This is a genomic window from Bradyrhizobium sp. IC3123 (assembly GCF_020193625.1).
GTDB lineage: Bacteria > Pseudomonadota > Alphaproteobacteria > Rhizobiales > Xanthobacteraceae > Bradyrhizobium > Bradyrhizobium yuanmingense.
In genome coordinates this window covers 499,524-514,539 of the sequence record NZ_JADYVF010000003.1, presented here as the reverse complement: position 1 = coordinate 514,539, position 15,016 = coordinate 499,524, and the positions used below count along the sequence as shown (strand labels likewise).

Sequence of the window (15,016 nt, the reverse complement as noted above, 5' to 3'; positions counted from 1 at the left end):
TCCCGGGGATGCATTGACGTCGCGGCGGAGTGTCGCCACGGTGGCCAGCCTTTTGCTATTGTTCCCGCATGACCGATCATAGTCCGGAAACCGCAACAATCCCCACGAATGCGCAGCGCGTCCTGGTCCTCCAGGGCGGCGGCGCGCTCGGCTCGTACCAGGCTGGCGCCTTCCAGGCGCTGTGTGGCTACGGCTTCGATCCGGAATGGGTCGCCGGCATCTCGATCGGCGCGGTCAATGCCGCCATCATCGCCGGCAATGAGGGGCACACCCGCGTCGAGCGGCTCAAGGAATTCTGGGAAATGGTGTCGGCCCCGGTGCCGTGGAAGCCGGTCGGCAAGAGCGACCGCAGCCGCGAGCTGTTCAATTCCACCAGTGCCGCGCTGATTGCGACGTTCGGCGTGCCCGGCTTCTTCACGCCACGCATTCCGCCGGCGCCGCTGTGGCCGCCGGGGCATCGCGAGGCCGAAAGCTATTACGATACCTCGCCGCTGAAGAAGACGCTGGAGCGACTCGTCGATTTCGACCGCATCAACGATCTGAAGACACGCCTGTCGGTCGGCGCGGTCGGCGTCACCTCGGGCAATTTCAGATATTTCGACAATTACGCGTTCAAGAAGCTCGGCAAGAAGATCGGCCCCGAGCACATCATGGCCTCCGGCGCGCTGCCGCCGGGCTTTCCCTCCGTCGTCATCGACGGCGAGCATTATTGGGACGGCGGCATCGCCTCCAACACTCCGCTCGACTACGTGCTCGATGCCGAGGTCGAACGCGACATGCTGATCTTTCAGGTCGATTTGTTTTCCGCGCGCGGCGACCTGCCGAACTCGCTGCTGGAGGCCGCCGAGCGCGAGAAGGACATCCGCTATTCCAGCCGCACGCGGATGAACACCGACAAGAACAAGCAGCTGCACAACGCCCGCAGGGCCGTGCGCGATCTGATCGGCAAATTGCCGGACTATCTCAAGAACGATCCTTCCGTCGAATTCCTGGCGAAAGTGTCGCGCGAAAGCACCGTCACCGTGGTGCATCTGATCTACCGCAGCAAGAACTACGAATCCTCGTCCAAGGATTACGATTTCTCGCACATTGCCATGGTCGAGCATTGGGAGGCCGGCGTTCGTGACGTGCACCTGTCGATGCGCCACAAGGACTGGCTGGAGCGGCCGCAGTCCGGCGAGACCATGGTGACCTACGATCTCACGGGGGACGTCACCGCGCCCCCGGCAAAAAGGAGCGAATAGAATGGGTACTCTGTCAGGCAAGAACGCCCTCGTGACCGGATCGACCAGCGGCATCGGGCTCGCTTACGCGCGCGCCTTCGCCGGCGCCGGTGCCAACGTCGTCATCAACGGTTTCGGCTCGCCGGAGGACATCGAGAAGGAGCGCGCCAAGATCGAATCCGATTTCGGCGTCAAGGCGGTCTACTCGCCCGCCGACATGACCAAGCCCGCCGAGGTCGCCGGCATGATCGCGCTTGGCGAGAAGACGTTCGGCTCGGTCGACATCCTCGTCAACAATGCCGGCATCCAGTTCGTCTCGCCGATCGAGGAATTCCCGCCGGAGAAATGGGACCAGATCATCGCGATCAATCTGTCCTCGGCCTTCCACGCCATCCGCGCCGCAGTGCCCGGCATGAAGAAGAAGGGCTGGGGCCGCATCATCAACACGGCGTCGGCGCACTCGCTGGTGGCCTCGCCATTCAAGTCGGCCTACGTCTCGGCCAAGCACGGCATCGCCGGCCTCACCAAGACCGTGGCGCTGGAAGTCGCGACCCACAAGATCACCTGCAACTGCATCAGCCCCGGCTACGTCTGGACCCCGCTGGTCGAGAAGCAGATCCCCGACACGATGAAGGCGCGCAATCTGACGCGCGAGCAGGTCATCAACGACGTGCTGCTCGATGCGCAGCCGACCAAGGAGTTCGTCACCTCCGAGCAGGTCGCCGCGCTCGCCCTGTTCCTGTGCAGCGACGACGCCGCCCAGATCACCGGCACCAACCTCTCGATCGACGGCGGCTGGACCGCGGAGTAATTCGTGCCGACCTGACAACTCTCGGTCATGCCCCGCGAAGGCGGGGCGTCCAGTACACCGCGGCCTCTCGGTTAATCACAGCCGCCTCGGAGTACTGGATCGCCCGGTCAAGCCGGGCGATGACAGCGAGAGTGGATCGGCGTTTTCGATCGTCGTCTATTTGCCGAACGCCAGCACGTGCAGCCCGAGCCGCTGCCGCACGATCCAGAACAGCAGCACCGTCTCGAAGGTGAGGGAGATCGAGGTCGCGGCCGCCGCGCCATGGCCGCCGTAGCGCGGCACCAGCGCGATGCAGAGCACGAGGTTCATCATGAAGGCTAGCGCATAGGCGAGCGCGCAGATCTTCTGCTGGCCGAGCATGTTGAGCAGGCGCTCGACCGGCCCGATCGCAGAGCGGACCACGAGCCCGATCGCGGCGACGAACATGATGTCGTAGCCGACGGTGAATTGCGGCCCGAACAGCCAGAGCAGCGGCTTGCCGAGCGCGAGCAGCACGATGGTCGCGGCCAGCGACGGCCAGAACGTCCAGGTGATGGCATGCGCGACGTAGGCCGACAGGCGCGCCTTGTCGCCGCTGGCATTGTATTCGGCGAAGCGGTGTGCCGTCGTGGCTGACATCGCGTAGTGGATGAACGAGACCAGCGCCAGCGTCTTCACCACGGCGAAATAGACGCCGACCTCGTCCGAGGGACGGAATTGCTGCAGCACCAGCACGTCGGTGTAGGACAGGAGCAGGTAGAAGCTCTCGACCAGCAGGATCGGTAGCGAGACGGCGAGCCAGCCCTTGACGTCATAGGCCTTCGGTCCCGGTGTGATGTGATCGGCGAGCTTGCGGTTCAGCACCACCATCTGCCCGGCCATCGCGATCCATACCGCGCAAAGGCTTGCGACCATCGCGGCGACGGCGCCGAGGTGATAGCCGAGCAGGAAGGCGAGCGCCGTGATGCCGATGATCAGCGCCTGGCGGATGATGAATTGCGGCATCAGGCCGAGCTGCATCCAGTCGTGCGAGCGCGCGATGCCGTCCTGGGTGTTGGCGACCACGAAAGCGGGCAGCGTCATGCAGCCGATATAGAGCGGCAGCACCTCGGCCGGATCGATCCAGGGCGACAGCAATTTGACGATGCCGGCAAGGCCGAGCGACGTCAGCGTGGACACGGCAAAGGTCAGCCAGCGGCTGCCGGACAGGAAGCCGCGCAGCAGCGCGTGCGCGCCGTTGGCGCGGTACTCCGGAATGATTTTCTGCGCGGAGGCCGAGATGCCGAAATCCATCATGCTGCCGAGCAGCAGCACCCAGGTCCAGACATAGACGTAGATGCCGTAATCGGACGTGCCCATCCAGCGCGCCAGCAGCACCTGCGAGACATAAGCGAGGCCGGCGCTGATGACGCGGATGATGAAGATGGTGCCGGCGAGCCGGCGCGTCAGCGACGCCTCGCTCGATCCGCCCGCGAGCCTGGCGCGCAGCCGCGCGATCAGCCCGGCCCGTCCGGTCGTTGCGGGTGGTGCATCCATCACGGCCAATTCGAACAATCCCCAGCGACCTGCAGCGGCAGGCGAGGGATTAGCAACCATTCGTTAAGATTCGGTTGGGCGGACGCTAGTTCAAATTCGTGTTGAACTCGTACGCCTTCTCCGGCCCGACCAGCGTGAACTTCAGCGCGGCGCCCTCGGGCTTGGCGCCCGGCGGCAATCCGTCGAGCTCGAACGAGAAGCGCACGACCCCGGGCGGGCTGGGCTGCACCGGCGCCGGAATCGGCAGCGCCCAATCGGGTGTCGGGCCTTCCACGAACAGATTGACCTTGCGGCTGTCCGGCGCCACCACATCGACCACTACGTTCTTGGGCCCGTCCCGCTTGACGTCGCGAATGGTGAGCGGATTGGGGTCGCCGATATTGGCGGGCTTCGGCACGGTGTCGAGCGCGGCACGCAAGTTCGCGTCCTCGGTCGAGGCGACGCTGTTGAAGCCGAGCTCGGCGCTGGCCTCTACGGGAATGCAGAGCTTCTCGCACACCGCGTAGTTGATCTCGGCCCTCAAGGTCACCGGCTTGTCTGCAGCCTTGGCGACGATGCGCAGGGGCAGCACGACTTGGTCGCGATAGCCGATGGAATGGCCGCCCGCGCCGTCGTCGAACTTCAGCGGCGCCGGCCACATCACCGTCACCGCCTCGACATTGTCGGACTTGGAGAAGTCGAACCGGGGTGGAACGCCGGAATCGCCGGGCGACCGCCAGTAGGTCTTCCAGCCGGGCTGCAGCTGGAAGGCGATACCGCCGAGCAGCACCGCGCCGCTGCGCGAGCCCGCCAGGAGCCGCACCGCGGAATGTCCATCGCGCTGCCAAGGCGATGCGTCATCGGCACGGGCCGCGATAGCCAACGACGACGCGAGCAGGGTTGTCGCGACGCCAATCGCCGCACGCAGGGGAACAATGCTGGACATGGCACGTCTTTACAGGGTCACCTAGGGCCAAACCATTGAATTGCTTGTGATGGATGCACTCGAATCAACTCGCCGCAAGCCTTGATTTGACAGCCGCCCGGCCCGACATCAGGATAGGAATTGAAACCGGAGTGCTCGAGCGATGGCTCCCACAGGCAAGAGGACGGGCGAAAGCACCCGCAGCTCGGGCGCCGCGCTGCCCAGTTCCGGCGGCTATCTCGACGGCCGGCTCCTGATCGCAATGCCCGTGATGGGCGATTCCCGCTTCGAGCGCTCGGTGATCTATCTTTGCGCCCATTCGGCGGAGGGGGCGATGGGCATCATCGTGAACCACCCCGCCGGCAGCATCGATTTCCCCGAGCTCTTGCAGCAGCTCGGCATCATCAAGAAGGGCGAGCACATCAAGCTGCCGGAGAATGCCGAAAGTATGAAGGTGCTGCGGGGCGGGCCGGTCGACACCGGGCGCGGCTTCGTGCTGCATTCCAGCGACTTCTACATCGAGAACGCCACGCTGCGGATCGATGACGGCGTCTGCCTGACCGCGACGGTCGACATTCTGCGCGCCATCGCCAACGGCTCCGGCCCCAAGCACGCCATCCTCGCGCTCGGCTATGCCGGCTGGGCGCCGGGCCAGCTCGAGACGGAGATCCAGAGCAACGGCTGGCTGCATTGCGACGCGGACGCGGATCTGATTTTCGGCGACGACGTCGAGGACAAGTACAATCGCGCTTTGCAGAAGATCGGCATCGACCCCGGTATGCTCTCGAACGAGGCCGGGCACGCGTAGCGTTATCGGCCGCTATTGCCACACTCTCCACTGCCCTCAGTTATTCTCCGCTGTCGTCCCGGATCGGCGCTTCGCGCCGGACAACGCTACGCGTTGCCCAGCGCTCCGCTTGTCCGGGACGACGACCGAATTTGTGGCTACTCCGACCCGGCCTACTCCGCCGCCTGCTGCTGCACCGTCGGCTCCGTCCCTGCCACCGTCGCGCGGCGCATGTCGCGGGGCTGGGACTGGTCGTAGCGGCGGACGCGGTGCATGGTCTGGCGGTTGTCCCACATCACGAGGTCATGCAGCTTCCATTTGTGCACGTAGACGAACTCGGGTTGCGTGGCGTGCTCGGTCAGATCGCGCAGCAATAGCCGCCCCTCGGGCATGCTCATGCCGACGACCTTGCCGGCATGCGATGACAGATACAGCGACTTGCGGCGATGCACGGGGTGCGTGCGCACCAGCCGTTGCAGCACCGGCTTGAACATCTCCTTCTCTTCGTCGGTGTATTCGGTGAAGCCGAGCGATCCCCGCGAATACATCAGCGAATGCTCGCAGACGAGATCCTCGATCTCCGCCTTGGTCTCGTCGTCGAGCGCGTCATAGGCCGCGCGCATGTCGGCGAACTCGGTGTTGCCGCCCTTCGGGTTCACCACGCGCGCCGATAGCAGCGAGAATTTTGCGGGGATCGGACGGAACGAGCTGTCCGAGTGCCACAGGCAATTGCCGAGGTTGAACAGATTGGCGCGGCTGTCCTTGGGCAGCGGCTTGCCGTCCTTACCGAGGTTGGAGACGTCGTTCAGGCCTGAGGTGAGGCGGTGTTCATCCGCCTTGGTGATGTTGCCGCCGCGCGCCTCCTCGCGCTGGCCAAAATTCAGCGCGAATGCCATCTGCTGCTCGTCGGTGATGTCCTGGTCGTGGAAGACGAGCACCGCGTACTTGTCCATCGCGGCCTCGATCTCGCGCGCCTGATCCGGCGTGAGCGGCTTGCGCAAGTCGAGGCCGGACACCTCGCCGACGAAATGTTTCTGAAGCTGCCGGATGGCGATGGTCATTGCGTTCCTCCCGCATCTACGAGCGGTTTCCCCGCTCTGTTTGTGGAAAAAATGACTCCCGCATCCGGCGATGTCAACGCGCCGCGCGCATGGCTCTCACGCGTTCCGCGCCATCAGCCCGCCATCGACCGGGATCACCGCGCCGGTGAGGAAGGACGCCGCCGGAAGGCACAGGCTCAGCGTCATATGCGCGACCTCTTCAGGGTCGCCGTAGCGGCCGAGTGCGGTGCGGCGTTTGGCGTAGATGGTCTTGTGCTCCTCCGGGATGCGGTCGGTGATTTTTGTGCGGATCGGTCCGGGGCAGATGCAGTTGACGGTGATGCCCTCGCGGCCGAGCTCCACCGCCAGCGAGCGGGTGAGGCTCACGACGCCGCCCTTCGCGGCCGAATACGGGCTGTGCAATGCGGTGGCGCCGAGCGCCTCGGTCGAGGCGATGTTGACGATGCGGGGACTCTTCGACTTGCGCAAGTGCGGCAGCGCGGCGCGGATGATGCGTGGGTGCGCCGTCAGCATCACGGCGATGCCCTTCGCCCAGGCGTCCTCGTAGCCCTCATCGTCGATCGCGACGCGCACGGAGATGCCGGCATTGTTGACGACGATGTCGAGGGCGCCGAAATGCGCGGCGACATCGCCGACCACACGTTTGATTTCGCCGCCGTCGGCGACGTCGAGCTTCCACGCCCTTGCCGCGCCTCCGCTTGCCGCAATCTCCCTGGCGACGTCCTGCGCGCCTTGCTCGTCGAAATCGGTGACGGCGACGTTCGCACCTTCGTTTCCGAACACGCGCGCTGTGGCGCGCCCCATGCCGCTGGCTGCGCCAGTGACGAGCACGGTGAGCCCCTTCACGGACCGGCTGAGCTCCCTGACGTCGGACATGCTGTTCCCTCGCGCCGAGCTGGTTCTTGTTGTGATTGACAAGGCTGGCATCGATCCGCAGACAGGTCAAACAAGCAGAAAACAAAAGGGGAGGCCGACAATGGCAAACGAGCTCGATTTCTCAGGCAAGCAGGTGCTGGTGGTCGGCGGTTCCAGCGGCATCGGCAACGGCATCGCGCAGACCTTTCGCGCAAAGGGCGCAGCTGTTGCCGTCTGCGGCACGCGTGCTCACGCAACGGAATATTCAGCCGACGAAGGCTCCGATCTCGAAGGTCTTGCTTACGCGCAGCTCGACGTCAGCAATCCCAATGCCATCGAAGCATTCAGGCCGCCGTTCGACCGTCTCGACATCCTGGTGCTCGCGCAGGGCGCGGTGATCTACCGCCGCGGCGAATTCGAGATGGCGGGCTTCCGCAAGGTCGTCGAGGTCAATCTGATGAGCCTGATGGCCTGCGCGACGCGCTTTCATTCCATGTTGCGGGACGCGAAGGGCGCGCTGATCATCGTGTCCTCGACCGCGGCCTATCATTCCACCATGGGCAATCCCGCCTACAACGCCTCGAAGACCGGTGCGGTCGGATTGACGCGGACGCTGGGCGAGGCCTGGGCCGAGGACGGCATCCGCGTCAACGGCATCGCGCCAGGGCTCGTCGACACCAAGATGACGAAGGTGACGACCGACAATCCGAAGCGGCTCGAAGGCGCGCTCGCACGCATCCCGCTGCGGCGATTGGGTACGCCGGCCGACATGGCGGGCGCAGCGCTGTTCCTGGCCTCGCCGCTGTCGTCCTACATCATCGGCCAGACGCTGGTCGTCGATGGCGGCCTGATTCTATAGGAGAGCCTAAGGAACCGCGCTGCGTCTGATCGGTTACTTCGGCTGACCACCGAGGAGGATCATCATGGACACGGATCGGATTGTTGGATCGGCGAAGGAATATGCCGGACGCGCGGAAGGCGCGATCGGAGACATGGCAGGCGATGCCAAGACGCAGGCGTCGGGCAAGGCGCGGGAAGCCGCGGGCACGGTGCAGAATCTCTACGGCCAGGCCAAGGATGCCGTGCGCGACGCCACGGACACCGCCGCGGGCTATGCCAAGGACGCCTACGAGAACAGTGGTGAGACTTTCCGCGACGGCTCGAAGGCCATTGCGCAGAAGGTGCAGGACAATCCGCTCGGCGCGCTGCTGGTTGCCGGCGGCATCGGCTTCGCGCTGGCGCTGCTGATGTCGCGTCCCGCCCGCCGCCCGCCGTCACGCTGGCGCTATTACGGCTAGTTGCCGAAACGCCTGTCACGCGTGCCCCGGCTCAGCGATGCAGCGTGAGACGCTGCATCGCTGAGCCGGGGCCATCTTTTCTGAATGCCGCACGAATTGGGTCCCGACTCTGCGCCGCATCACCAGAAGGTGCAGCGTTGCGTCCGGGACACGAGATCTTACCTTACCGGAACATCTCGGCGGAACGGCCGACGTTAGCCGGCGGACGCGGGATCCCAGGATTGGGATTCGGATTGCGCGGCCCGGGCGGCGGCGCCATTTGGCGCGGCGGCGGGGGCTGTGGCGAGCCGAAGCCGAAGAAATCACGGAATGTGGGCGTTGCCTGGGCCGGCAGTTGCGGGGCGACCTGCGGCTTCTTCGGCGCGAGCTTTGGCGGTGCGATCGCGGCGGCGGCGCCCGGTGCGCCCTGAGCCGCCCCGCCGTCCGGCGTCGTTGCCGCCACCGGCGTATCGCCCTTGGCCTGCTCGCGGCCGACTTCCCGGCGCGGCCAGGCATAATCGTCGGCGCGGCCGGCCGGGGCTGCCAGCGGTTCACCCTTTACCATGGTCTTGGCGGCGAGCGCATCGACGGCGGCGGGACGCGTGCCCGGTCCGCCCAGCAATTGATCGGTCGAGATCGAGGCTGCAACCAGCGGCACGATCGGTCCGGCCAACGGCCGCGGCGCGGGCTTGCCCGGCTCGGCGCTGGTGTCGGGCGTCGCGGGCTCGCTCGGCAGCGCGATCGGGCCGGAGCGTCCGGCAAGCAGACGCGTGATCTCGCGCTCGACATAATGCGCGAGCTTGCGCGCGCCGGCCTTGGTGAAATAGATGCCGTCGGAGCTGCGGAGCTGGCGGATCTGGCCTTCGAAGTCCGGGCCCTTCTGCAGGAAGCGGCCGGCTTCGTCGACGAAGCCGTCCCATACGTCGACATAGGTGATGCCGGCCTTGGCCGCGCCCTCACGGTACAGCGAATCCAGGAACAGCGTGTCCGCGGTGCCCTTCGGTCCGCGGACCGCGGGCAGGCCGACCCAGAGCACCGGCACGCCCTTGGTTTTGAGGACGGCCGCGAGCTCCTCGATCTTCTTGCCGTAGAGCTCGACCCAGCGCTCGTCACGGAATTCGTAGAGGCCGTTCGGATTGCGCGCGGTCTTTTCCGGCGCGGCTGCCGGCGTGTCGGCATTGTCGGCGTCGTCCTGCGGCAGGTCGGCGTCGGCAGGCTTATCGTCCGGCTTGGCGGCGCTGTCGCCGGGCTTGGCGTCGCTGGGCTTGCCTTGCGGCTTTGCGCGCGCACCCTTGTCGTTCTTCTTATCTTTGTCCTTCTCCGCGGCCGGCTTGTCGGGTTTGTCGGCGGCCGGCTCGCGGATCGCGACGCGGTCGTTGAGGCCGAGCATGACGACGATCACGTCGGGCTTTTCGGTCTCGAGAATGCCCTTGGCCGCCGCGGCCCAGTCCGCGGGCTCGCCCTTGGGCTGGTACCTGATCAGGCCGGACGTGGTCTTGTGCTTGCGGATCACGCCCATGTCGGGCTGCTCGGCGTAGGCGTCTTCGAGGCCATAGGCGAGCCAGTCGGCCATGGCATCGCCGATCACCAGCACGTTCTTCTCAGGAATCGTGTCGCGCTTGGCCGGTGCCGGCGCGCGTGAAAAATCCTGGCGCGGCGCCTGCGGCGGCGGCTGGAAGGGTGCGAAGAAGTCGCCGCCGAACCATCCGCCACCTCCGCCGCCCCGTGGTGGCGGTGGTGGGGCCGAACGCTGCGGCGGACCGCCGAAGCCAGGGAAGTTGAAGAACTGCGCCGAAGCGGGTGCCGCCACCGACACCAGGATCGCAAGCGCCGTCCCCAGCGCGATCAACGGGCCGGTCTCGGTCAGCGCCTTGAACAGGGACTTCTTCGACATGCGATCTCGGGCACGCGCAATGGGGGATCGGAGTTAGCTCAATATAATAACGGAATCAGGCGCCAAACGGGCAAATTCCATCGCAGATTCTTGTCCATAGACCGGGGAACACCAGTCCCGGTCAAGGCTATCAGCCAAAATCCCCCTTCAAGGTTACTTCGAGCGCGATTTTACCGCCCGCGCAGCCGGTCCAGCACGTCGGAGGAGGCAAAACCGTCGGCGGGGACCCCGATCGAGGCCTGGAAGTTGCGCAGGGCCTCCCTGGTCATGCCGCCGAATTGGCCGTCCGGGGTGCCCTTGTAGTAGCCGCGCTGAGCCAGCAGCTGCTGCAGCTCCAGCCGTTCGGTGCGGGACAGCTCGCGCTCCTGCCGCGGCCAGGGCTGCACGAAAGGCTGTCCCCCGCGCAGGCGGTCGGCGAAATGGCCGATCGCCAGCGCATAGGCTTCCGCCGGGTTGTACTTCATGATGACGCGGTAATTCTGCAGCATCAAAAAGCCCGGTCCCTGCGCGCCGGCGGGTGCCAGGAGGTAAGCCTTGTCCGCAGGATGCGGGAAGGCCTGGTTGTTCGGACGCTTGAGCCCGAGCTTCTCCCATTGCGCGATCGGCATCGCCTTGGCGCGGTCGGCCAACATGTAGTTGAAGCCTTGCGGTACCACGACCTCGTAGCCCCAGGTCTGGCCTGGCTGCCAGCCGTCCTTCTTCAGATTGTTGGCGGTCGACGCGATCAGGTCGGTCGGATTGTCGACGACGTCGCGCCGGCCGTCGCCGTCGCCGTCCACCGCGAAGCGCTTGAACGCGGTCGGCATGAACTGGGTCGGGCCGAAGGCGCCGGCCCAGGAGCCGCGCAGCTGCTCCGGACGCAAATCGCCGCGGTTGAGGATCTCCAGCGCGGAGAGGAATTCGTCCTTGAAATAGGCTTGGCGGCGGCCGATGCAGGCGAGCGTCGCGGTCGATTGCAGCACGCTGCGATCGCCGATCTGCGTCGAGTAATTGGACTCGATGCCCCAGATCGAGGCGATGATGTAGCGGTCGACACCGGTGGCCTTTTCGGTGGCGTCGAACTGCGTCTTGTATTTGGCGAGGACCTCGCGGCCCTTGGCGAGGCGGTTGTCGTTCACCAGGATGTCGAGATAGGCCCAGATCGACTTGGTGAATTCCGGCTGCGAATCCATGAGGTCCATGATGCGCAGGTCGGGTGAGAGCCCGGCGGTGAAGCGCTGAAAGTTCTCCTGCGTGACGCCGCGTCGTGCGGCATCGGGCCACATCGCAGCGACGCAATTGTTGAAATTGCCGGCAGCCTCGCGGATCGCGGCGGCCGTCATCAAGGGATGGCCGGAGGCGCCGTCCTCGCCGCTCCACGGCAATGGACCCGTCGGCGCGCCGCTCGGGCCAGGTGTGGGTTGCGCCGGTGCCGGGTTCGATCCCGAGAAGATGCCGCCGAACAGGTTGGACAGGCCGTTCTGCGCCTGGGCGTGTGCGCCGGCCGGCAGCAGCAAAGCGGCCGCAACGACCGCGCCGCCAGCCCGTGTCGCCAGTCCCGCCATTGATTGCATCATGTTCCACCCGTCGGCCTGAAAAACCCGCCACAGGAGGCCTGGTTAGCGTTGCCAATAGCTTAACAAAGGTGAAATTTTGGTGGCGGCCTTTTTCTTAACTCCGTCGGGGCGAGGCCCCACATCCGCCTTTGTTGGCGGCTGCAAACAGGCTAGCAAGGATGCCATTGCTCCCGTCCCATGTGCCCCAAGGTATTCGATCGATCCCATGAAGATTCGCAAAGCCGTATTCCCCGTCGCCGGCCTCGGCACCCGCGTCCTGCCTGCCACCAAGGCGATGCCGAAGGAAATGCTGACCATCGTCGACAAGCCGCTGATCCAATACGTCTATGACGAGGCGAAGGAAGCCGGCATCGAGCACTTTGTCTTCGTCACCGGCCGCAACAAGGCTGTCATCGAGGATCATTTCGACCGGATGTTCGAGCTCGACGCGACGCTGGCCGCGCGCGGCAAGAAAGCCGAGCAGGATATCCTGGCGCAGAACCAGCCCGAAGCCGGCGCGGTCAGCTTCACCCGCCAGCAGGCGCCGCTCGGCCTCGGCCACGCGGTCTGGTGCGCGCGCGACATCGTCGGCAACGAGCCGTTCGCCGTCGTGCTGCCGGACGAGCTCGTGCTCAACACGCCCGGCTGCCTGAAGCAGATGATCGAGATAGCGTCCTCGCTCGGCGAGAAATCCAACCTGATCGCGGTCGAAGCGGTGCCCGATCACCTGACCCATCAATACGGCATTTGCGGCGTCGGCAAGCGCAACGGCAAGATGTTCGAGGTCGACGGCATGGTCGAGAAGCCGGCCAAGGGCACCGCGCCCTCCAACCTTTCGATCACCGGCCGCTACATCCTGCAGCCCGAGATCTTCAAGATCCTGGAGACCCAGGAGCGCGGCGCCGGCGGCGAGATCCAGCTCACCGACGCCATGATCGGGCTTGCCAAGACGCAGAAATTCTACGGCGTCGAGTTCGAGGGCGAGCGCCATGATTGCGGCTCCAAGCCCGGCTTCCTGCGCGCCAACATCGCCTATGGCTTGAAGCGGCCGGAATTGCGCGACGGCCTGGTCGCGGAGATGAAGAAGTATCTGGGGCAGTAGCTCCCGCCGTCATCGCGAGCGAAGCGAAGCAATCCAGAATCCTTCCGCTGAGGAAGTCTGGATTGCTTCGTCGCAAGAGCTCCTCGCAATGACGAGAGCGAGAGACCGCCTCACGCCACCAGCGACAGCTGCGGCAGGCTCGCCACCACCGACTGGTTGCGCCCGCCGGCCTTGGCGGCGTAGAGCGCCTTGTCGGCGGCGGCAACCAGTAGCGGCCAGTCCATGCCGGCGGCGGGGACGAGGCTCGCGATGCCGCAGGACACCGTCGACATCGCCTGATCGTCGGACCAGCCCTGCACCTTGAGGCGGATCATCTCCGCCACCTTGTGGGCCTCAGTGGCCGAGGTGTTCGGCAGCAGCACGGCGAATTCCTCGCCGCCATAGCGCGCCGCGCAATCGCCGGCGCGGCTCACCGAATCGGAAATGCAGATGGCGATGCCGACCAGCACCTGATCGCCGGCCTGATGGCCGAACGTGTCGTTGTAGGCCTTGAAGTGATCGGTATCGATCATGAGCAGCGCGATCGGCGCCTTCTGGCGCATGGCGCGCCGCCATTCGACGTCGATGACGGAATCGAATTTGCGGCGGTTTTTCAAGCCCGTGAGCGCGTCGGTCGTCGCCAACTCCTCGAGCTTGCGCTCGGCCTCGGCGCGCCGGCCGATCTCGCGCGCGAGCACGAGGGTCGATCCCAGCACGAACAGGATGAGCGCCAGCACCACGGTGCCGATGCGGAGCGCCTCCCTTTGCCAGAGTGCGAACACCGCGGCCAAAGGCTTGCCGGCGACCACGAACAGCGGACCATTGTTCTTGCTGCGGACATAGAGCCGCGGGGTCGCATCGACCGGGCCCTGTCCCGAATAGGCGGCGCCGACCCTGAGATTGTCGGCCTTCCAGTTCTGACGGTCGTTCAGGTTCGTGCCGATGATGTCGAGATCGAACGGTCGCCGCATGATGATGGTGCGGTCGCGCTTGAGCACGGTGATGGTGTCCTCAGGGTCGAGGTTGAGCCGATCGAACAGCTCGTGGAAATAGCTGAAGCGGATCGAGCCGGCGACCACGCCCATGAAGCCGCCGTCAGCGTCACTGATGCGCCGGCTCAACACGATCGAGTAGGCGCCGCGAAACAGCATGGGACGGCTGATGAACAGCTCCGTGCCGGGATTATCCCGGTGGACCTTGAAGTAGTCCTCCTCGCTGCGGTCCTCGGGCAGGGGATCGAGCGTGGACGCATCGATGGTCAGCCGGCCCTCGGCGTCGAACACCTGGATGGCGCCGAAATGTTTGGCGGTGGTTGCGTGGTCGAACAGGATCAGGTGACGGATCGTCTTTGAGACCGTCGCCAGCTCGGGCAGCAGCATGTTGCTGGCCACCGCCTTCAGCGACAAATCGTAGATCTCGACGTTGCGGCTGACGTCGGACTCGATCGTGGTCGCGAGGTTCTCCAGCGTCTGGCGGGCGAGTGCCTCCTCGCCGCGGCGCATGTCGAGCATGACGTTGACGCAAATGGCGGAAAAACCGATCACCGTCACCACGGACGAGATGATCAGCAGCTTCGCCGAAATCCGCCACGGCCGGCGGGCCGCAACGTCGCGCCATCCAGAGAACATTTTTCGCTCCTGTCCATAGTGGATGCGCCCGAAAGCTTGCGTAGTGTTTAAGCCGCGACGGCGCTGCCGCAATGAGTTAAGAATCGGTTTATGCGGCTGACGGTTTTGAGCAGCCTGACTTCGCCCCGGACGAGAGGACGAGTGTGAACGACTACGACGCGTTGCGCGATTATCTGCTGCGGCAGAAGCAGGAGGAGCTCGTGCTGAGCTTTGAGCAGATCGAGGAGATCATCGGCGCGGCGCTGCCGCGCGCGGCCCAGCGTGCCTCATGGTGGGACAGCCTTCGCAGCCCCGACATCCAGATGCCGCAACGCGAAGCCTGCCTCGCCGCCGGCTTCGTGGCGATACGCATGCCGGACGGCCAGAGCGTCCGGTTCAGGAAGCAGAAGGGTGAGCGGCGGCGCTAGTGCGTGACTTCCCTTCTCCCCTTGCGGGAGAAGGTGGC

Annotated in this window: 14 protein-coding genes; 7 read left to right on the top strand and 7 right to left on the bottom strand. The window is 65.4% G+C overall.

Annotation, left to right across the window (positions count from 1 at the left end; genetic code table 11):
- The first annotated feature begins 68 nt into the window (after positions 1–68).
- Positions 69–1,244, top strand: a complete 1,176-nt coding sequence (locus I6F20_RS12500) for a DUF3734 domain-containing protein (protein WP_035998231.1) — start codon at positions 69–71, stop codon at positions 1,242–1,244.
- Between the two features lies 1 nt (position 1,245).
- Entirely contained in the window at positions 1,246–2,034 is a 789-nt protein-coding gene (locus I6F20_RS12495) for a 3-hydroxybutyrate dehydrogenase (protein ID WP_225126393.1), read from the top strand.
- A gap of 156 nt (positions 2,035–2,190) precedes the next feature.
- Here the strand turns inward: I6F20_RS12495 and I6F20_RS12490 are convergent, their stop codons facing one another.
- Both I6F20_RS12490 and I6F20_RS12485 read right to left on the bottom strand, forming a co-directional pair.
- Positions 2,191–3,549, bottom strand: coding sequence for a flippase (locus I6F20_RS12490; protein ID WP_225126392.1), 1,359 nt, complete (start codon positions 3,547–3,549; stop codon positions 2,191–2,193).
- 85 nt (positions 3,550–3,634) lie between these two features.
- Positions 3,635–4,474, bottom strand: coding sequence for a protein-disulfide reductase DsbD domain-containing protein (locus I6F20_RS12485; RefSeq protein WP_035998237.1), 840 nt, complete (start codon positions 4,472–4,474; stop codon positions 3,635–3,637).
- 142 nt (positions 4,475–4,616) lie between these two features.
- On the opposite strand from I6F20_RS12485, the gene I6F20_RS12480 reads away from it, so the two are divergent.
- A complete protein-coding gene (locus I6F20_RS12480) occupies positions 4,617–5,261 on the top strand; it encodes a YqgE/AlgH family protein (protein WP_035998239.1) in 645 nt (214 codons plus the stop codon).
- Positions 5,262–5,413: 152 nt separating this feature from the next.
- On the opposite strand, the gene I6F20_RS12475 is transcribed toward I6F20_RS12480, so the two are convergent.
- Together I6F20_RS12475 and I6F20_RS12470 are read right to left on the bottom strand one after the other, a co-directional pair.
- On the bottom strand, positions 5,414–6,301 hold the full coding sequence (locus I6F20_RS12475) for a TauD/TfdA dioxygenase family protein (RefSeq protein WP_035998242.1): 888 nt from the start codon (positions 6,299–6,301) through the stop codon (positions 5,414–5,416).
- 96 nt (positions 6,302–6,397) lie between these two features.
- Positions 6,398–7,177 (bottom strand): SDR family NAD(P)-dependent oxidoreductase, encoded by a 780-nt coding sequence (locus I6F20_RS12470; protein WP_074447693.1) that lies wholly within the window; start codon positions 7,175–7,177, stop codon positions 6,398–6,400.
- 100 nt (positions 7,178–7,277) lie between these two features.
- On the opposite strand from I6F20_RS12470, the gene I6F20_RS12465 reads away from it, so the two are divergent.
- Together I6F20_RS12465 and I6F20_RS12460 are read left to right on the top strand one after the other, a co-directional pair.
- A complete protein-coding gene (locus I6F20_RS12465) occupies positions 7,278–8,015 on the top strand; it encodes an SDR family NAD(P)-dependent oxidoreductase (protein ID WP_225126391.1) in 738 nt (245 codons plus the stop codon).
- A gap of 64 nt (positions 8,016–8,079) precedes the next feature.
- Entirely contained in the window at positions 8,080–8,454 is a 375-nt protein-coding gene (locus I6F20_RS12460; protein WP_035998251.1) for a CsbD family protein, read from the top strand.
- Positions 8,455–8,617: 163 nt separating this feature from the next.
- Here I6F20_RS12460 and I6F20_RS12455 read toward each other — a convergent pair whose 3' ends face one another.
- Positions 8,618–10,327, bottom strand: a complete 1,710-nt coding sequence (locus I6F20_RS12455) for an SGNH/GDSL hydrolase family protein (protein WP_035998254.1) — start codon at positions 10,325–10,327, stop codon at positions 8,618–8,620.
- A 170-nt stretch (positions 10,328–10,497) separates the two neighbouring features.
- A complete protein-coding gene (locus tag I6F20_RS12450; protein WP_225126389.1) occupies positions 10,498–11,883 on the bottom strand; it encodes a lytic murein transglycosylase in 1,386 nt (461 codons plus the stop codon).
- A 205-nt stretch (positions 11,884–12,088) separates the two neighbouring features.
- Between I6F20_RS12450 and I6F20_RS12445 the strand changes: the two genes are divergently transcribed.
- Positions 12,089–12,964, top strand: a complete 876-nt coding sequence (locus tag I6F20_RS12445; protein WP_225126387.1) for a UTP--glucose-1-phosphate uridylyltransferase — start codon at positions 12,089–12,091, stop codon at positions 12,962–12,964.
- A 110-nt stretch (positions 12,965–13,074) separates the two neighbouring features.
- Here I6F20_RS12445 and I6F20_RS12440 read toward each other — a convergent pair whose 3' ends face one another.
- A complete protein-coding gene (locus I6F20_RS12440) occupies positions 13,075–14,571 on the bottom strand; it encodes a sensor domain-containing diguanylate cyclase (RefSeq protein WP_225126385.1) in 1,497 nt (498 codons plus the stop codon).
- A gap of 143 nt (positions 14,572–14,714) precedes the next feature.
- Between I6F20_RS12440 and I6F20_RS12435 the strand changes: the two genes are divergently transcribed.
- Positions 14,715–14,978, top strand: coding sequence for a DUF7662 domain-containing protein (locus tag I6F20_RS12435; protein ID WP_225126383.1), 264 nt, complete (start codon positions 14,715–14,717; stop codon positions 14,976–14,978).
- Positions 14,979–15,016: the final 38 nt, after the last annotated feature.